We start from the raw sequence: 17,021 nt of genomic DNA, 5'->3' as shown, positions 1-17,021 counted from the left end.
CAGTTTGGCTGGCAGCATCACTTAAGATGCCTTGCTATAAAGCCGCTGCCGGTGAATAAATTCAAGAACTGGGGCGGGGACAAGATCGTCGCACGGTAGGTTTTTCAGAAGACGCTGGCGAATCGCGGTTGCCGAAATATCGTACATCGGCGTTTGTGCCAGAAAGATTTTTCCAGCGGACGTCGCGTGCAGCTCAGCCACGTCGGCTGTGCTATGTGCATCCAGCCAGCGTTGCTGCTCGGCAGTATCCATTGCTATAGCGTAGCCGGGGCGCTGGCAAACCAGCAGATGGCATAAACCAAGCAGGCTTTCCCAACGGTGCCAGCGCTGCAGGCTCAGCAGAGAATCCTGGCCGATGATGAATGCCAGAGGCTGCAGCGGACCCTGCTCATCGCGCATCTGCTCCAGCGTTTCTACCGTGTAGGAAGGCGTTGAACGTTTCAGTTCGCGATCGTCAATCCTAAAAAGCGGGTTGCCGGCAATGGCAAGCTCCACCATGGTTTTACGCTGCTGGCTGTTCGCTTCGGGCTGGGGGCGGTGCGGCGGGACGTTGTTAGGCATGATGGTGACCTGATGCAGGGCAACCTGTTTTGCCAGCGCCTCGACGGGCATCAGGTGACCGAAATGAATCGGGTCAAACGTACCGCCGTAAATGGCGCACAGCGGAAGCACCGGGCTAGCCATCAATAAAGATTTCCGGCAGCGCCTTATGGCAGAGCAGCAAAGAGAGGCCCTCAAGCTCGGCCCATACCGACTGACCGTAATCCTGCTTTAAGGTGATTTCAATCTGGCTGAGCAGGCGCACGGCCTGGTAGAGCTGAACGGCCGACAGGCGGTTCAGGGCTTCGGTTACCATGGCGCGGCGGTTCTGCCAGACGCGCTGCTGATCGAAAAGCGTACGCAGCGGAGTGTGCGCAGACTGACGCTTTAGATTAACCAGCTGCATCAGCTCGCGCTGGATAGTGCGCAGCAGAATGACCGGCTCGCTCGCTTCAAGTCTGAGCTGCTGCAGGATATGCAGGGCGCGTTTGCTTTTCCCTGCGAGAATGGCATCCACCCAGTGAAACGGGGTGAAGTGGGCCGCATCGCTTACCGCTTGTTCAACGCGCGGCAGGGTGAGCTTGCCGTCCGGCCAGATGAGCGAAAGCCTTTCCAGCGCCTGGGAAAGCGCCAGCAGATTGCCTTCATAGCAGTAGCACAGCAGCTGGTTTGCCGCATCGTCTAGCGTAAGGTTCATCTGTTTGGCGCGCTGTGCGACCCAGCGTGGAAGCTGAGCCTGTTCAGGCGTCTGGCAGGTGACCACGACGCTGCGGTCCGCAAGCGGGCTTAACCATGCCGCGTTCTCCTGCGCTTTTGTGAGCTTATTGCCGCGTACCAGCAGCAGGATATCGTCATGCAGCAGGCCGACGAGCGTTTCCAACTGGCTGTTAATAGCCGCATTGGGGCCGTTATCAGGGAGCTGAAGAAGAAGGGTCTGGCGGCTGGAGAAAAGACTCAGCGCCTGACAAATAGAAAAAAGAGTCTGCCAGTCAGTGGAGGCATCGATTTGCACCGTATGGTGTTCTTCAAAACCGTGTGCGATCGCCGTTTGGCGAACCGCATCCTGGCTTTCCTGCAACAATAAGGGATCGTTGCCGAGCAGCAGATACGCCGCGCGCAGCCCTTCGTTGAGCTGCGCGCGGAGTTGTTCAGGATACAGACGAATCATTGGCTACCGGCAGTCGCCGACAGCGTGGTGGACACGCGGCCAGAAGTTGCTTCGGTTGTTGCAGGCGTGCTTTCAGACGCCGTTTTTTCAGCTTCTTTTGTCTCGGCTACGTCGGCAGCCTGGACGGAGAGGAGCTTACGGATCAGCTGTTGCGCCGCTGTGGTGTACATCTCTTTGATAAGCAGATCCTGCTCGGCATCTTTCGCCAGCGCCGTCAGCGGGTTATCGAAGAAGGACTTATACACTTTTGTGCTGATTGGGTAGATGTCATGGCCTGGGATCAGAACCTGAGCACTCACCGTCATCACCATCTGGTATTCCGCAGTACGACCGTCCTGGAAGATCGAGGCCGTGTCCTTACCTACGGTGCTGCCCAGTATGCGCAGTGAAGGGATATCTTTGCGCACGCCGGTACCCGTGTCATCCACCAGCGTTACGCCGTTAAGACGCAGCTGAGAACGGATTTCACGCGTCAGCGGCCCGTTAGGATCGCCTGAGTTTAAGATCATCGTTTTGAGCTGATCGGGAACCTGCGTGTTGCCACGCAGGTGAAAACCACATCCAGCGGTGACCAGCACCGCCATCGTAACTAACAAGGTAATAAAGGGATGTCGCACGGTTCCTCCTGCGCTTAGCCCACAACCAGGTTGAGCAGTTTACCCGGTACGTAAATCACTTTACGCACGGTTACGCCGTCGAGATATTTTGCGACCAGGTGTTCCTGGCCTGCACGTTCACGGACCTGAGCCTCGGTAGCATCAGCCGGAACGGTGATTTTGCCACGTACCTTGCCGTTAACCTGCACAACAACCAGCACAGAGTCTTCAACCATCGCTGATTCATCCGCCTGCGGCCAAGGCGCGTTGTCGATATCGCCTGCACCACCCAGAGACTGCCACATATCGAAGCAGACGTGCGGGGTGAACGGATAAAGCATGCGTACAACGGCCAGCAGCGCTTCGTTCATTAATGCGCGATCCTGAGCGTCTTCCTGCGGGGCTTTCGCCAGCTTGTTCATCAGCTCCATGATGGCAGCGATCGCCGTGTTGAAGGTCTGACGACGACCGATATCATCGGTGACTTTCGCGATAGTTTTGTGAACGTCGCGACGCAGAGCTTTTTGATCATCGTTCAGGGCTGCGATGTCCAGCTCTGGCGCAGCGCCACGGCTGGTGTGCTCAAAGGCCAGACGCCAGACGCGTTTCAGGAAGCGGTTAGCCCCTTCCACGCCGGATTCCTGCCACTCAAGGGTCATATCCGCCGGGGACGCAAACATCATAAACAGGCGAACGGTGTCCGCGCCGTAGCGCTCAACCATCACCTGCGGGTCGATGCCGTTGTTCTTCGACTTCGACATTTTGCTCATGCCAGCATAGACCAGTTCATGGCCCTGCGCGTCAGAGGCTTTTACAATGCGGCCTTTCTCATCGCGTTCAACGATGGCATCAACCGGGGAAACCCAGTTACGCTCGCCGTTAACGCCGGTGTAGTAGAAGGCGTCAGCCAACACCATGCCCTGGCAAAGCAGCTGTTTAGCTGGCTCGTTGGAGGTCACCATGCCCGCGTCGCGCATCAGCTTATGGAAGAAGCGGAAGTACAGCAGGTGCATGATGGCGTGCTCGATACCACCAATGTAGATATCAACCGGCAGCCAGTAGTTAGCCGCTTTGGAATCCAGCATGCCTTTGTCGTACTGCGGGCAGGTGTAGCGCGCGTAGTACCAGGACGACTCCATAAAGGTGTCGAAGGTGTCGGTTTCGCGCAGCGCAGGTTTGCCGTCGACGGTGGTTTTCGCCCACTCAGGGTCAGCTTTGATTGGGCTGCTGATGCCGTCCATCACCACATCTTCCGGCAGGATAACCGGCAGTTGGTCTTCTGGCGTTGGCATCACGGTACCGTCTTCCAGGGTGACCATTGGGATTGGTGCGCCCCAGTAGCGTTGACGGGATACGCCCCAGTCGCGCAGACGGTAGTTGACCTTACGAACGCCGACGCCTTTTTCGGCCAGCTTATCGGCAATCGCGTTGAAGCCCGCCTGGAAGTCCAGGCCGTCGAATTCGCCTGAGTTAAACAACGTGCCTTTTTCGGTCATGGCTGCCGCAGACAGCTCAGGTTCGCTGCCGTCAGCGTTCAGAATGACGGGTTTGATTTGCAGGCCATATTTGGTCGCAAATTCCCAGTCGCGCTGGTCGTGGCCAGGCACCGCCATCACGGCACCCGTACCGTATTCCATCAGCACGAAGTTTGCTGCCCAAACCGGTACGGTTTCACCGGTCAGCGGATGAATAGCGTTAATGCCGGTGGCTACGCCTTTTTTCTCCATGGTTGCCATTTCTGCTTCGGCAACCTTGGTGTTACGGCACTCGTCGATGAACTCGGCCAGCGCTGGGTTATTTACCGCAGCCTGCTGTGCCAGAGGGTGACCTGCGGCAACCGCCAGATATGTCACACCCATGAAGGTGTCCGGGCGAGTAGTGTAAACGGTCAGTTTTTCCGCGCTGTTTTCCACGTCGAAGGTGATTTCCACGCCTTCGGAGCGGCCAATCCAGTTGCGCTGCATGGTTTTGACCTGATCCGGCCAATGGTCCAGCGTGTCCAGATCGTTCAACAGTTCGTCGGCGTAAGCGGTGATTTTGATAAACCACTGCGGGATTTCTTTACGCTCAACTTTGGTGTCGCAGCGCCAGCAGCAGCCGTCGATAACCTGTTCGTTCGCCAGAACGGTTTGGTCATTCGGGCACCAGTTAACGGCGGAAGTTTTCTTATATACCAGCCCTTTGTTGTACAGCTGGGTGAAGAACTGCTGTTCCCAACGGTAGTATTCCGGGGTGCAGGTTGCCAGCTCGCGGCTCCAGTCATAGCCAAAGCCCAGCGTCTTAAGCTGGTTCTTCATATAATTGATGTTGTCGTACGTCCACGGCGCAGGCGCGGTATTGTTTTTTACCGCTGCACCCTCTGCAGGCAGACCGAACGCATCCCAGCCGATAGGCTGTAGGACGTTTTTACCCAGCATGCGCTGGTAGCGTGCGATAACGTCGCCGATGGTGTAGTTGCGGACGTGGCCCATATGTAGTCGGCCAGAAGGATAGGGGAGCATCGACAGGCAGTAGTACTTCTCTTTGCCTTCGTCTTCGGTAACTTCAAAGGTACGCTTCTCTTGCCAGTGTTGCTGGACGTTGGATTCTATCTCTTCCGGGCGGTATTGCTCTTGCATGGCAGCCAGTGGTCCTGTAATGAAAGACGACTACATGTCGTAGCCGGTAACGTGTTAGGTTTCAGATCCGCATAGCATAGCTGATTAGACCGTGGCAAAACAGCCTTTCGATACCTCTCAAGCCCATTTCTCGTTTGCAGTTTTTTACCTTGCCTGTGGGCAAACTAACAAAGTGATGTCCGATTAAGGTCTACTATTAGAGTAGGTTACAAGGCCTACAAATGCAGGAATCACCTCAAGGAGGCAGACAGACGATGAACAAGGTTGCTCAATTTTACCGTGAACTGGTGGCCTCGCTCACCGAACGGTTACGCAATGGGGAGCGCGATATCGACGAACTGGTCGCCAGCGCGCGCAAACACATGAACGAAACCGGGGAGCTAACCCGAACAGAAGTGGACGAGGTCACGCGCGCCGTTCGTCGCGATCTGGAGGAGTTTGCCCGCAGCTACAATGAAAGCCAGGAAGATTTTACCGACAGCGTTTTTATGCGCGTCATCAAAGAGAGCCTCTGGCAGGAGTTGGCGGATATTACCGATAAAACGCAGCTAGAGTGGCGGGAAGTTTTCCAGGATCTTAACCATCACGGGGTGTATCACAGCGGAGAAGTGGTGGGGCTTGGGAATCTGGTCTGTGAGAACTGCCATTTCCACCTCGCCGTTTACACACCCGACGTGTTACCCGTTTGCCCAAAATGCGGGCACAACCAGTTCCATCGCCGGCCTTTCGAACCTTAGGGTTTTTTGTGGCGGGCAGCGTGAATGCCACCCGCCTCTACTCATTAGTGCAGGATTTTCGCCAGGAAGTCTTTTGCACGTTCCGACTGAGGATTATTAAAGAAGTCTTCTTTATTGGAATCCTCAACGATTTTGCCTTCATCCATAAATATCACGCGGTTCGCCACCTTGCGGGCAAAGCCCATTTCGTGCGTCACCACCATCATCGTCATACCCTCATGCGCCAGCTCGACCATAACGTCCAGCACTTCATTGATCATTTCCGGATCGAGTGCGGAAGTCGGTTCATCGAACAGCATGGCGACCGGGTCCATACAAAGCGCGCGCGCAATCGCCACGCGCTGCTGCTGGCCGCCGGAAAGCTGGGCCGGGAATTTATCCGCATGTGCCGTCAGGCCAACGCGCTCAAGCAGCTTAAGCCCCTTTTTGCGCGACTCTTCTTTATTACGCTTCAGGACTTTCACCTGCGCCAGCGTCAGGTTTTCAATAATCGACAGATGTGGGAACAGTTCGAAGTGCTGAAACACCATGCCGACGTGCGAGCGCAGTTCGGCCAGATTGGTTTTCTTATTATTCACCTGAATACCGTTAACCACGATCTCGCCTTTTTGCACTGGCTCCAGTCCGTTTACCGTTTTGATAAGCGTGGATTTACCGGAGCCGGACGGCCCGCATACGACAACCACTTCGCCCTTTTTCACTTCCGTTGAGCAGTCGGTGAGCACCTGAAAGTGACCATACCATTTCGAAACGTTTTTCAGGGAAATCATGACACTGTCCTTTTCTTCAAGTAGCTGACCAACAGCGAGGCGCTAAGACTGATGATAAAATACACAAAACCGGCAAACAGGATCATCTCGACCTGGGTTCCGTCACGTTCGCCGATGGTGGACGCGGTGCGGAAGAAGTCTGCGAGGCTCAAAACGTAAACCAGAGAAGTATCCTGGAACAGAACGATGCCCTGCGTTAGCAGGAGCGGCACCATGGCGCGGAAAGCCTGCGGCAGGATGATGAGCTTCATCGACTGCCAGTGCGTCATGCCCAGCGCCAGCGCGGCGTTGGACTGCCCGCGGGAAACGCTCTGGATCCCGGCGCGAATAATCTCCGAGTAGTAGGCCGCTTCGAACATCGAGAACGCCACCATCGCGGATATCAGACGAATGTCGGTTTGCGGCGACAGCCCCAGCACTTTTTGCAGAAAGCCCGGCACGACGAGGTAGAACCACAGCAGCACCATCACCAGCGGCACGGAGCGGAACACGTTCACGTAAGCGCTGGCAAACCAGGCCACCGGCTTGATCGGCGAAAGGCGCATCACGGCAAGCAGCGTGCCCCATACGATGCCGAAGATAACCGCCGTTACCGTGATTTTCAGGGTAATAATCAGCCCCTGCATCAGGTACGGCATTGCGGGTAGAATCGAGGTCCAGTCAAAATCGTACATTTATTTGCCTCCCATATTGCCAGGCAGGCGTACTTTGCGTTCCACCAGGTGCATGACCAGCATAATCACGGCGTTAATCAGCACATAGGCGAGGGTGATGGCGGTGAAGGACTCATAGGCATGCGCCGAGTAATCAAGCAGTTTCCCCGCCTGCGCGGCCATATCGACAAGTCCGATGGTGGAGGCGATGGCCGAGTTCTTCACCAGGTTCATCATTTCCGAGGTCATCGGCGGCACGATGACACGATAGGCGTTTGGTAGCAGCACATAGCGGTATGCCTGCGGCAGCGTCAGGCCCATTGCAAGCGCAGCGTTTTTCTGCCCGCGAGGCAGCGACTGGATGGCGGCGCGCACCTGCTCGCAGACGCGTGCAGCGGTGAATAGCCCCAGGCAGATCATCGACGACAGGAAGAACTGGACGTTCGGGTCCAGCTCTGACTTAAACCACATGCCGAGGTTTTCGGGCAGCAGTTCCGGCACGACCAGGTACCAGGTAAAAAACTGCACGATCAGCGGAACGTTGCGGAAGAGTTCAACGTAGAGCGTGCCAAGGCCGGAGAGGAAGCGGTTAGGAACGGTGCGAAGAATGCCGAACAGAGAACCGACGAAAAAAGCGATGATCCATGCGCAGATGGAGAGGGCGACGGTGACCTGGAAGCCGTTCCAGATCCAGCCCAGATAGGTGGTGTTGCCGAACGGGGCGGGCTGTAAAAATATTCCCCAGTTCCAGTCTATAGACATAACTTACTCCGAGAAAAAAGAGGGTAGCAGCTGCTACCCTCGAAGATTGATGAGAAGCCTGTGCCCTGTTTCAGGTCTTTGCCTGCGTTTTAGTGGGCACCTTCACGCCGGATGGGGAACGGCCATCCAGCGTATAGTCTGTCCGAGCTTCAGTTCGTCAATCGGGAGGGCGGGTCACCCGGCCCCTGTGGTTCTAATTAGTTTAGTGCTTTATCGTTTGGCTCTTTGAACAGCGCCTTCATGTCGTCAGACAGTGCGAAGTTCATATTGATATTTTTCGGTGGAATGGGGTTCATGAACCATTTATCAAACCATTTGGCCGCTTCGCCCGAGGTTTGAATTTTAGCAATGGTGTCATCCATCAGCTTTTTGAACTCTGGATCGTCTTTGCGCAGCATACAGCCGTACGCTTCACGGGATTGCGGAGTGCCGAGAATTTCCCAGTTGTCCTGTTTCTTCGCCTTAGCGCGTTCACCGGCCAGCAGGGCGTCGTCCATCATAAAGGCCACCGCGCGGCCGCTTTCCAGCGTACGGAAGGAGTCACCGTGGTCTTTTGCGCTGATGATGCGCATGTCCATTTTCTTCTCTTCGTTGAGCTTGTGCAGCAGCACTTCGGAAGTTGTCCCGGAAGTGACCACCACCGCTTTGCCTTTCAGGTCGGCGAAGTCTTTAATCGGGCCGCCTTTTTTCACCAGCAGGCGCGTCCCCACCACGAAGATGGTGTCGGAGAAGGCTGCCTGCTTCTGGCGCTCAACGTTGTTGGTCGTTGAGCCGCACTCAAAATCGAAGGTGCCGTTTTGCAGCAGCGGAATACGGTTTTGGGAAGTGATTGGGATCAGCTTAACCTGCAGATCCGGCTTATTGAGCTGTTTCTTTACGGCTTCAACAATGGCGTTGGAGTAGTCCTGGGAGTAGCCGACGACTTTTTGCTGGTTATCGTAATAAGAGAACGGTACGGAGGATTCACGGTGGCCGACAACAATCACGCCGTTAGCTTTGATTTTATCCAGCGTGCTTTGCTGTGCGCCACCGGCCGGAGCGGCAGGTTTTGCGTCTTCAGCGTGCGCAATGCCTGCGCTCATTCCCATAACCAACAAAGCTGTGGCAAGTTTTCTCAATTGCATTTCCAACTCCTTTATCTTAGTGCCAGAGGCGGCACCGATACCCGATGTGAGTGTTATGTATTGTTGTTGTGTCTGGCGATAAAAACGGGTGAATCTTCGCCTTTTGTTAACATTTAACCTAGCTTAATGTAAAGAAATTGCTATGCAGATGTTTATTTTTGCGAAGTGCGCCGCACCGTTTAAAGGCAAATATCTGCCGTTGCACCAGGTTGGTGCTCGCGATGTCGTTTATTGGTGCAGCGTTAAATTGCACGTTGTTATCGCCGTATCGTTTCGCGTTTTTATAGGGATAACAAAGCAATTGATGTGCCAGAAATGAAAAGGCCAGCAGATTTGCTGGCCTTTAAAAGAGGATTACAACTTCTTACGACTGCGAAGGCTTAACAATACGGCGCTAAATCCGAAGACCAGCGTCAATATCCACAGCGGCCAGTTACCGAAACGGGCATATGGCGTGAGGCCCGTCGTTGGGGTGACTTTTGCTTCCAACACTTCACGGGTGAACTGCGGGATCATCGCCTCTACGTCGCCGCTGGCGTTAATCACCGCCGAGACACCATTGTTGGTGCTGCGCAGCAGCGGGCGGCCCAGCTCAAGCGAACGCATGCGTGCCATCTGGAAGTGCTGCCACGGGCCAATTGATTTACCGAACCACGCGTCGTTGGAGATGGTCAGCAGGAAATCGGTATCCGGGCGGAAGTTGTCACGCACCTGCTCGCCAAGAATGATCTCATAGCAGATAGCGGGCGTCAGCCTGATGCCGTTGGCAAGCAGCTGCGGCTGAAGGTACGGGCCACGGCTGAATGACGACATCGGCAAATCAAAGAAAGGCGCAAGAGGCCGTAAAATCGACTCCAGCGGCACAAACTCCCCGAACGGCACCAGATGGTTTTTGTTGTAACGGTCGGTGCTGCCGTAGCTGTATTGATTGCCTTCACCCAGCGTGATGATGGTGTTGTAGGTATCGTAGCGGTTCTGCTTATTGAGGCGCGCATCCACGATGCCGGTAATAAGCGAACTGTGCTTCGAACGCAGCAGGTCGTCCATCATGGTCAGGAACTGCTGCTGATTGATTTCCAGATCGGGAATCGCGGATTCCGGCCAGATAATCAGCTGCGCTTTGCCCATCTGCGGCTGGGTTTTATCGAGGTAAATCTTCAGCGTATTCAGCAACTGATCCTGGTCCCATTTCAGGGACTGAGGAATATTCCCCTGTACCATGGCGACATCAACGGCACGCTCTTTGAGCGGCTGGAACCACTGGATAGAGCGCAGCGGCCACGGTGCAAGCAGCAGAGCCGCTGCAATAACGGCCGGGCGCCAGCTGCGTTCATGCAGCGCGAAAACAATCAGGCCGCTTACGATCATAAGCAGGAAGGTGACGGATTCCACGCCCATGATCGGCGCGATGCCCTTAAGCGGGCCGTCGATCTGGCTGTAGCCGAACTGCAGCCACGGGAAGCCGGTTAATACCCAGCCGCGCAGGAACTCGGTGAGCTGCCATAACATCGGCGCGGCGATGGCCACGCGCCACCAGGTCGTTTTCGGCCACAGCTTGCTCAGCACGCCGCCGAACAGACCGGTATAAAGTGAAAGATAAGCGGCAAGCAGCACCACGAGGAAAACGTTAACCGGGCCAGGCATGCCGCCAAACTGCGCGATGCTGACATAAACCCAGTTAATGCCGCTGCCAAACAGGCCCAGCCCCCAGAAGAAGCCAATCCACGCGCTTTGAATCGGGCGGCGATTAAGCGTCAGCCCCTGAAGACCCGCCAGAGAAACAATAGCAGCAGGCCAGAAATCATAAGGCGAAAAGGCCAGCGTTCCGCAGGCACCAAAAAGCAGCGCCAGCAGCAGACGCACGCGCTGGCGTTGAAGGAGTAAGGCTGTAGCCATCTTTGAATTAATCTTCCAGTTTCGGTTGCGGCGAATCGTCCGGAATTCTGACGTGAACCTGAATGATACGACGGCTGTCGGCCATGGCGACCTTGAACTGATAACCGTCTATATCGATGGTTTCGCCGCGCGCGGGCAGATGCCCAAACGCCTGCATGACCAGACCGCCAATCGTATCGACTTCATCGTCGTTGAAATGGGTGTCGAAGGTGTCGTTAAAATCTTCGATAGAGGCCAGCGCGCGCACCGTCCAGGTGTGGCGGCTGAGCTGGCGGAAATCGCTGTCTTCTTCGTCGTCATACTCATCTTCGATTTCCCCGACGATCAGCTCGAGAATATCTTCGATGGTAACGAGGCCCGAAACGCCGCCAAACTCATCAATAACAATCGCCATGTGGTAGCGCTGCTGACGAAACTCTTTAAGCATGCGGTCAACGCGCTTGCTTTCAGGCACGACAACCGCCTGACGTAACACTTTTTCCATGCTAAATGGCTCGGTATCGCTGCGCATAAACGGCAGCAAATCCTTAGCCATCAAAATCCCTTCGATATGATCTTTGTCTTCACTGATCACCGGGAAGCGGGAGTGTGCCGAATCGATGATGACATCGAGGCATTCGTCCAGCGTCTGGTTGTGTTTGAGCGTCACCATCTGCGAGCGAGGGATCATGATGTCGCGGACGCGCTGGTCGGCGATATCCATCACCCCTTCAAGCATGTCGCGGGTGTCCTGATCGATCAGATCGTTTTGCTCAGAATCACGGATAAGCTCTAGCAGATCGTCACGGTTTTTTGGTTCACCGTGAAATAGCTGGTTGAGAATCAGGGAAAAGAATCCCTTTTTACTGGCAGGCGTGTCACTGTTTTGTGAGTTGTCGTCGCTCATGGCGTTAAGTTTTGGGCCTCTTCGTAATGAATAAATAGCAGGCGGGTTGATGAATCGCCGCCTGCATCGCTGCACCTGGAATCGCTACACCGGGTGACTACTCTTTCTCGGCAATGTACGGATCGACATACCCAAGAGCAAGCATTATCTCTGTTTCCAGGGATTCCATCTCTTCGGCTTCTTCGTCTTCAATGTGGTCGTAACCGAGCAGATGCAGGCTGCCGTGAATAACCATGTGCGCCCAGTGCGCCTCCAGCGGTTTATCCTGCTCTTTGGCTTCGTGCTCAACCACCTGGCGACAGATAATCAGATCGCCAAGCAGCGGCAGCTCAATGCCCGGAGGGGCTTCGAACGGGAACGACAGCACGTTGGTGGATTTGTCTTTACCGCGGTAGGTCAGATTCAAATCGTGGCTTTCTGCGTCATCCACCAGGCGAATCGTCACCTCTGATTCTTCTTGAAATTGCGGGATCACGGCATCGAGCCAGCCCTGAAACTGCGCTTGGGTTGGCAGGCCTGCTGTGTCCTCACAGGCGACTTGTAAATCCAGAATGACCTGACTCATTTGCTCTCCTGAGCGGCTGCATTGATTGCCATTGCTTCGCGCTTGCGTTCCGCTGCAAGCTCGTCCTTACGGATTTGCTCGGCGCTTTCCCATGCTTCATAGGCGTTAACGATACGGGCAACCACCGGGTGGCGCACCACGTCTTCGCTATTAAGGAAGTTAAAGCTGATTTCATCGACTTCAGCCAGCACGTCGATGGCGTGGCGCAGGCCCGATTTGGTGCTGCGCGGCAGGTCAATCTGCGTGACGTCGCCGGTGATCACCGCTTTGGAGTTAAAGCCGATACGCGTCAGGAACATCTTCATCTGTTCAATGGTGGTGTTCTGGCTTTCATCGAGGATGATAAACGCGTCGTTGAGCGTGCGGCCACGCATGTAGGCCAACGGGGCAACTTCGATAACGTTGCGCTCCATTAGCTTTTCAACGCGTTCAAAGCCGAGCATTTCGAACAGCGCGTCATAAAGCGGACGCAGATAGGGGTCTACTTTCTGGCTGAGATCGCCTGGCAGAAAGCCGAGTTTTTCACCTGCTTCAACGGCCGGGCGGGTGAGCAGAATACGGCGCACATCCTGACGTTCCAGCGCGTCCACCGCAGCGGCAACGGCCAGGTAGGTTTTACCCGTGCCCGCCGGGCCGATACCGAAGGTGATATCGTGGTCGAGCACGTTGGCAATGTACTGCGCCTGGTTTGGCGTGCGGGGTTTGATCACGCCGCGCTTGGTCTTGATATTGACCGCTTTGCCGTATTCAGGAATGTGTTCAGCCGACTGCTCCAGCACGCGGATTTCTTTAATGGCGAGATGGATTTGTTCCGGGTCGATGTCCTGCGTTTCGCCGCGCATTGGCGCGGTATCGACATACAGGTTGCGCAGGATATCCGCGGCGGCGTTCACCAGAATGCCGCGCCCGGTGAGCTTGAAGTGATTGTCACGACGGTTGATTTCGATACCCAGCCGACGTTCGAGCTGCTTGATGTTGTCATCAAACGGGCCGCACAGGCTCAGCAAACGGGCATTGTCTGCCGGTTCCAGCGTAATTTCACGTGTTTCGATATTCAAACTTATCCTCTGGGTCACATGGGGCCGGTTGTCTTTAAACGGAATAAACGCTCTGCCTGCTGGTTTATACAGGCCATAAGAGATTATTTACGGCGAGTGATAATGGCGCAAGCCTCGTTTTTGATATTTGGGTGGCTGATTCAGAATGCAAGTGCAAACAATGAAAACGCCCGCCGGTTCACTGTGTTAGCGAGCCGACGGGCGCGAGAGAGCAGAATTAAGGCTGATAAATCCCTACGCCGATTTCATTCTCTTTACGCGTACGGGCAATCACTGTTTCTGGCGCTTCGGCAACGCGCAGGCCCATTTCATCTTCTGTACGCACCACTTTGCCGCGCAGAGAGTTGTTGGTCGCCACCTCGGTGATTTCAACATCAACAAACTTACCGATCATATCCGGCGTGCCTGCGAAGTTAACCCCACGGTTGTTCTCGGAACGACCCGTCAGCTCCATAATATTTCTGCGCGACGTGCCTTCCACCAGCACGCGTTGGGTGGTACCAAGCATTTTACGGCTCCACGCCATTGCCTGCTGGTTGATACGATCCTGGAGGATATAAAGGCGCTGAAGCTTCTCTTCTTCAGGCACGTCATCAACCATATCTGCCGCAGGCGTACCGGGACGTGCGGAGAAGACGAAGCTGTAGCTAACGTCGAAATTCACGTCGGCAATCACCTTCATGGTTTGTTCGAAGTCCTGCTGCGTTTCGCCAGGGAAGCCGACGATAAAGTCAGAGCTAATCTGGATATCCGGGCGCGCCGCGCGCAGCTTGCGAATAATCGCTTTATATTCCAGCGCCGTGTGGGAGCGGCCCATCAGGTTCAGCACGCGGTCCGCGCCGCATTGAATCGGCAGGTGCAGGAAGCTCACCAGCTCCGGCGTGTCACGGTAAACGTCGATGATATCGTCCGTGAATTCAATCGGATGGCTGGTGGTAAAGCGAATACGGTCAACGCCGTCGATTGCTGCTACCAGACGCAGCAGCTCTGCAAAAGAACAGACGCCGCCGTCGTAGGACGCGCCGCGCCAGGCGTTGACGTTCTGCCCCAGCAGGTGAATTTCGCGCACGCCCTGTGCCGCAAGCTGGGCGACTTCAAACAGAATGTCGTCGCACGGGCGGCTAACCTCTTCGCCGCGCGTGTACGGCACCACGCAGTAGGTACAGTATTTGTTGCAGCCTTCCATAATCGAAACGTATGCCGTCGGGCCATCCGCGCGAGGCTCCGGCAGGCGGTCGAACTTTTCGATTTCCGGGAAGCTGACGTCAACCACCGGGCTGCGGGTTCCGCGCACCTGGTTGATCATTTCCGGCAGGCGATGCAGCGTTTGGGGGCCAAAAACGATGTCGACGTAATGGGCGCGGCTGCGAATAAGCTTACCTTCCTGGGAGGCAACGCAGCCGCCGACGCCGATGATCAGATCGGGATTTTTACGTTTTAAGAGTTTCCAGCGGCCTAGCAGGTGGAATACTTTTTCCTGGGCTTTTTCACGAATAGAGCAGGTGTTTAAAAGCAACACGTCCGCTTCTTTTGGGTTGTCCGTAAGGACATAGCCATGGGTGCTGTTCAGCAGATCGGCCATCTTTGATGAATCGTATTCGTTCATCTGACAGCCCCAGGTTTTAATATGGAGTTTTTTTGTCATCGACTTTGCCATTGCTCAAGTAGGCCCGCAATCCAGGGCGCGTATTGTAATGCTTTGACGCGGGTGTGACCAGCCTGCGTAACCCCGGCAAAAATCCGGTAGAATTAGCGTAGACAATCAAAGGACAGGATAACCATGGCAAATCAACCAATCGACGTCGCGGTGATCGGCGGGGGGATGGTCGGTGCGGCGGCGGCACTTGGGCTTGCACAAAACGGCTTTCAGGTTGCGGTAATCGACCATCAGGCGCCTGCAGAATTTGACCCTAACAGCCAGCCCGATGTGCGTATCTCTGCAATCAGCAGCGCGTCGGTGGCGCTGCTTAAATCGTTGGGCGTCTGGGACGCGATTCGTGGGATGCGCGCTCATGCCTGGCGCCAGCTTGAAACCTGGGAGTGGGAAAGCGCCCACGTTTCCTTTAACGCGGCCGAGCTTGGCCTGCCTGAGCTGGGCTATATGGTGGAAAACCAGGTATTACAGCTTGCGCTCTGGAAAGCGCTCCAGGCACATCCTCATGTTACTCTGCGTTGCCCGGCTAAGCTTAAGCAAATGCATAATAAGGAAGGAAGCTGGACGCTGGACTTTGCCGATGGCGAACAGTTGACGGTGCCGATGGTGATTGGCGCAGACGGTGCGAACTCCCAGGTCAGGCAGTGGGCGGGCATCGGCATTCACGCGTGGGACTATCGCCAATCCTGCATGCTGATAACCGTCAAATGCGAAGAGGCCCCGGGCGACAGCACCTGGCAGCATTTTACGCCGACCGGGCCGCATGCCTTTTTACCGCTGTTCGATAACTGGGCTTCGCTTGTGTGGTACGACACTCCGGCACGTATCCGCCAGCTTAAAAGTATGACGATGCCCCAGTTGCAGAAAGCGATTGCCGCGACGTTTCCCTCAAGGCTTGGCTCGGTAACGCCCGTTGCCAGCGGTGCTTTCCCGTTAACGCGCCGCCACGCGCTGCAATATACCCAGCAGGGGTTGGCGCTAATTGGCGATGCGGCGCATACCATTCATCCTTTGGCGGGGCAGGGGGTAAACCTCGGCTATCGCGACGTGGATGCCCTACTTGACGTGATGATCGGCGCGCGGAACTATGGCGAGAACTGGTCGGACGGCCGAATACTGAAACGCTATCAGAGTCGCCGTCAGGCCGACAATTTCCTTATGCAAAGTGGAATGGATCTGTTTTATGCGGGATTCAGCAACACTCTCGGCCCGCTTCGCGTTGTGCGTAATCTGGGGCTGATGGCGGCCGAGCGCAGCGGCGTATTGAAGCGTCAAGCGCTGAAGTATGCGTTAGGTTTATGATGGAGTTTTAGAAGTCACCGGTGGATGACGCTTCGTTGTCCACCTTTGGATAAACGCAGAAAAGCAAAAAGCTCGCCGAAGCGAGCTTTTTATATGTTGGCTGGGGTACGAGGATTCGAACCTCGGAATGCTGGTATCAGAAACCAGAGCCTTACCGCTTGGCGATACCCCAACGGGGTTGCGTTCACACAACAACTGCAAACGTCTTTTTTATGGCTGGGGTACGAGGATTCGAACCTCGGAATGCTGGTATCAGAAACCAGAGCCTTACCGCTTGGCGATACCCCAATAATATGGTGGCTACGACGGGATTCGAACCTGTGACCCCATCATTATGAGTGATGTGCTCTAACCAGCTGAGCTACGTAGCCGATACTGCTTTCTTCGATGGCTGGGGTACCTGGATTCGAACCAGGGAATGCCGGTATCAAAAACCGGTGCCTTACCGCTTGGCGATACCCCAATAACTTCTGCGTTAAACGCAAAAATCTCGAAGAAAATGTGGCTGGGGTACCTGGATTCGAACCAGGGAATGCCGGTATCAAAAACCGGTGCCTTACCGCTTGGCGATACCCCATCCGTGCAACGCTATAAGCTAAATGGTGCGGGAGGCGAGACTTGAACTCGCACACCTTGCGGCGCCAGAACCTAAATCTGGTGCGTCTACCAATTTCGCCACTCCCGCGCTAAAA

15 protein-coding genes and 6 tRNA genes are annotated in these 17,021 nt (G+C 55.2%); 2 read left to right on the top strand and 19 right to left on the bottom strand.

Going from position 1 to position 17,021, the window contains the following annotated elements; genetic code table 11:
- Nucleotides 1-21: 21 nt before the first annotated feature.
- Genes nadD through leuS form a run of 4 tightly spaced genes read right to left on the bottom strand, consistent with a single transcriptional unit; the run spans nt 22 to nt 4,922 of the window.
- Nucleotides 22-684, bottom strand: a complete 663-nt coding sequence (gene nadD, locus ACSPHG_RS16615; protein WP_435954596.1) for a nicotinate-nucleotide adenylyltransferase — start codon at nt 682-684, stop codon at nt 22-24.
- Nucleotides 677-1,708 carry a DNA polymerase III subunit delta gene (gene holA, locus ACSPHG_RS16610; RefSeq protein ID WP_435954595.1) on the bottom strand — a complete coding sequence of 344 codons (1,032 nt, stop codon included), beginning with the start codon at nt 1,706-1,708 and terminating at the stop codon, nt 677-679. The genes nadD and holA overlap by 8 nt, the downstream gene beginning before the upstream one ends.
- Nucleotides 1,705-2,325 (bottom strand): LPS assembly lipoprotein LptE, encoded by a 621-nt coding sequence (gene lptE / locus ACSPHG_RS16605; RefSeq protein ID WP_435954594.1) that lies wholly within the window; start codon nt 2,323-2,325, stop codon nt 1,705-1,707. The genes holA and lptE overlap by 4 nt, the downstream gene beginning before the upstream one ends.
- A 14-nt stretch (nt 2,326-2,339) precedes the next feature.
- Nucleotides 2,340-4,922: a leucine--tRNA ligase gene (gene leuS / locus ACSPHG_RS16600; RefSeq protein ID WP_435954593.1), complete on the bottom strand. Its 2,583-nt coding sequence runs from the start codon at nt 4,920-4,922 to the stop codon at nt 2,340-2,342.
- Between the two features lie 254 nt (nt 4,923-5,176).
- On the opposite strand from leuS, the gene ACSPHG_RS16595 reads away from it, so the two are divergent.
- Nucleotides 5,177-5,659, top strand: a complete 483-nt coding sequence (locus ACSPHG_RS16595; protein WP_435954592.1) for a zinc ribbon-containing protein — start codon at nt 5,177-5,179, stop codon at nt 5,657-5,659.
- Between the two features lie 44 nt (nt 5,660-5,703).
- On the opposite strand, the gene ACSPHG_RS16590 is transcribed toward ACSPHG_RS16595, so the two are convergent.
- The 9 genes from ACSPHG_RS16590 to miaB form a co-directional block, all read right to left on the bottom strand.
- Complete coding sequence (locus tag ACSPHG_RS16590; RefSeq protein ID WP_435954591.1) at nt 5,704-6,429, bottom strand: amino acid ABC transporter ATP-binding protein; 726 nt, start codon at nt 6,427-6,429, stop codon at nt 5,704-5,706.
- Nucleotides 6,426-7,103, bottom strand: a complete 678-nt coding sequence (gene gltK / locus ACSPHG_RS16585; RefSeq protein ID WP_435954590.1) for a glutamate/aspartate ABC transporter permease GltK — start codon at nt 7,101-7,103, stop codon at nt 6,426-6,428. The genes ACSPHG_RS16590 and gltK overlap by 4 nt, the downstream gene beginning before the upstream one ends.
- Nucleotides 7,104-7,844: a glutamate/aspartate ABC transporter permease GltJ gene (gene gltJ, locus ACSPHG_RS16580; RefSeq protein ID WP_435954589.1), complete on the bottom strand. Its 741-nt coding sequence runs from the start codon at nt 7,842-7,844 to the stop codon at nt 7,104-7,106.
- A 197-nt stretch (nt 7,845-8,041) separates the two neighbouring features.
- Nucleotides 8,042-8,968 (bottom strand): amino acid ABC transporter substrate-binding protein, encoded by a 927-nt coding sequence (locus ACSPHG_RS16575; RefSeq protein ID WP_435954588.1) that lies wholly within the window; start codon nt 8,966-8,968, stop codon nt 8,042-8,044.
- Between the two features lie 354 nt (nt 8,969-9,322).
- The gene (gene lnt / locus ACSPHG_RS16570; protein ID WP_435954587.1) at nt 9,323-10,864 is read right to left on the bottom strand and encodes an apolipoprotein N-acyltransferase; all 1,542 of its coding nucleotides are present in this window, start codon (nt 10,862-10,864) and stop codon (nt 9,323-9,325) included.
- A 7-nt stretch (nt 10,865-10,871) separates the two neighbouring features.
- Nucleotides 10,872-11,750: a CNNM family magnesium/cobalt transport protein CorC gene (gene corC / locus ACSPHG_RS16565; RefSeq protein WP_435954586.1), complete on the bottom strand. Its 879-nt coding sequence runs from the start codon at nt 11,748-11,750 to the stop codon at nt 10,872-10,874.
- A gap of 97 nt (nt 11,751-11,847) precedes the next feature.
- Complete coding sequence (gene ybeY, locus ACSPHG_RS16560; RefSeq protein WP_435954585.1) at nt 11,848-12,315, bottom strand: rRNA maturation RNase YbeY; 468 nt, start codon at nt 12,313-12,315, stop codon at nt 11,848-11,850.
- Nucleotides 12,312-13,373: a PhoH family protein gene (locus tag ACSPHG_RS16555; protein WP_435954584.1), complete on the bottom strand. Its 1,062-nt coding sequence runs from the start codon at nt 13,371-13,373 to the stop codon at nt 12,312-12,314. The genes ybeY and ACSPHG_RS16555 overlap by 4 nt, the downstream gene beginning before the upstream one ends.
- A 217-nt stretch (nt 13,374-13,590) precedes the next feature.
- Nucleotides 13,591-15,018, bottom strand: a complete 1,428-nt coding sequence (gene miaB / locus ACSPHG_RS16550) for a tRNA (N6-isopentenyl adenosine(37)-C2)-methylthiotransferase MiaB (RefSeq protein WP_435954583.1) — start codon at nt 15,016-15,018, stop codon at nt 13,591-13,593.
- A gap of 135 nt (nt 15,019-15,153) precedes the next feature.
- Between miaB and ubiF the strand changes: the two genes are divergently transcribed.
- On the top strand, nt 15,154-16,329 hold the full coding sequence (gene ubiF / locus ACSPHG_RS16545) for a 3-demethoxyubiquinol 3-hydroxylase (RefSeq protein WP_435954582.1): 1,176 nt from the start codon (nt 15,154-15,156) through the stop codon (nt 16,327-16,329).
- Between the two features lie 97 nt (nt 16,330-16,426).
- Here the strand turns inward: ubiF and ACSPHG_RS16540 are convergent.
- The 6 genes from ACSPHG_RS16540 to ACSPHG_RS16515 form a co-directional block, all read right to left on the bottom strand.
- Nucleotides 16,427-16,501 (bottom strand) — tRNA-Gln (locus ACSPHG_RS16540).
- Between the two features lie 41 nt (nt 16,502-16,542).
- A tRNA-Gln gene (locus ACSPHG_RS16535) sits at nt 16,543-16,617 on the bottom strand.
- Between the two features lie 6 nt (nt 16,618-16,623).
- Nucleotides 16,624-16,700 (bottom strand) — tRNA-Met (locus ACSPHG_RS16530).
- A 17-nt stretch (nt 16,701-16,717) separates the two neighbouring features.
- A tRNA-Gln gene (locus ACSPHG_RS16525) sits at nt 16,718-16,792 on the bottom strand.
- Between the two features lie 39 nt (nt 16,793-16,831).
- Nucleotides 16,832-16,906: transfer RNA gene (locus ACSPHG_RS16520), tRNA-Gln, on the bottom strand.
- A gap of 23 nt (nt 16,907-16,929) precedes the next feature.
- Nucleotides 16,930-17,014, bottom strand: a tRNA-Leu gene (locus ACSPHG_RS16515).
- Nucleotides 17,015-17,021 lie beyond the last annotated feature (7 nt).

It is taken from the genome of Dryocola baronae (assembly GCF_051297175.1).
Lineage (GTDB): Bacteria > Pseudomonadota > Gammaproteobacteria > Enterobacterales > Enterobacteriaceae > Dryocola.
Note: the sequence above shows the minus strand (reverse complement) of the source record. Positions and strands in the feature narration are given on the sequence as shown.

What these genes read in the sequence shown, in the direction of transcription:
- nadD (WP_435954596.1), bottom strand. Translation starts at nt 684, where the DNA reads ATGGCTAGCCCGGTGCTTCCGCTGTGCGCCATTTACGGCGGTACGTTT.
- holA (WP_435954595.1), bottom strand. Translation starts at nt 1,708, where the DNA reads ATGATTCGTCTGTATCCTGAACAACTCCGCGCGCAGCTCAACGAAGGG.
- leuS (WP_435954593.1), bottom strand. Translation starts at nt 4,922, where the DNA reads ATGCAAGAGCAATACCGCCCGGAAGAGATAGAATCCAACGTCCAGCAA.
- ACSPHG_RS16595 (WP_435954592.1), top strand. Translation starts at nt 5,177, where the DNA reads ATGAACAAGGTTGCTCAATTTTACCGTGAACTGGTGGCCTCGCTCACC.
- ACSPHG_RS16590 (WP_435954591.1), bottom strand. Translation starts at nt 6,429, where the DNA reads ATGATTTCCCTGAAAAACGTTTCGAAATGGTATGGTCACTTTCAGGTG.
- gltK (WP_435954590.1), bottom strand. Translation starts at nt 7,103, where the DNA reads ATGTACGATTTTGACTGGACCTCGATTCTACCCGCAATGCCGTACCTG.
- gltJ (WP_435954589.1), bottom strand. Translation starts at nt 7,844, where the DNA reads ATGTCTATAGACTGGAACTGGGGAATATTTTTACAGCCCGCCCCGTTC.
- ACSPHG_RS16575 (WP_435954588.1), bottom strand. Translation starts at nt 8,968, where the DNA reads ATGCAATTGAGAAAACTTGCCACAGCTTTGTTGGTTATGGGAATGAGC.
- lnt (WP_435954587.1), bottom strand. Translation starts at nt 10,864, where the DNA reads ATGGCTACAGCCTTACTCCTTCAACGCCAGCGCGTGCGTCTGCTGCTG.
- corC (WP_435954586.1), bottom strand. Translation starts at nt 11,750, where the DNA reads ATGAGCGACGACAACTCACAAAACAGTGACACGCCTGCCAGTAAAAAG.
- ybeY (WP_435954585.1), bottom strand. Translation starts at nt 12,315, where the DNA reads ATGAGTCAGGTCATTCTGGATTTACAAGTCGCCTGTGAGGACACAGCA.
- miaB (WP_435954583.1), bottom strand. Translation starts at nt 15,018, where the DNA reads ATGACAAAAAAACTCCATATTAAAACCTGGGGCTGTCAGATGAACGAA.
- ubiF (WP_435954582.1), top strand. Translation starts at nt 15,154, where the DNA reads ATGGCAAATCAACCAATCGACGTCGCGGTGATCGGCGGGGGGATGGTC.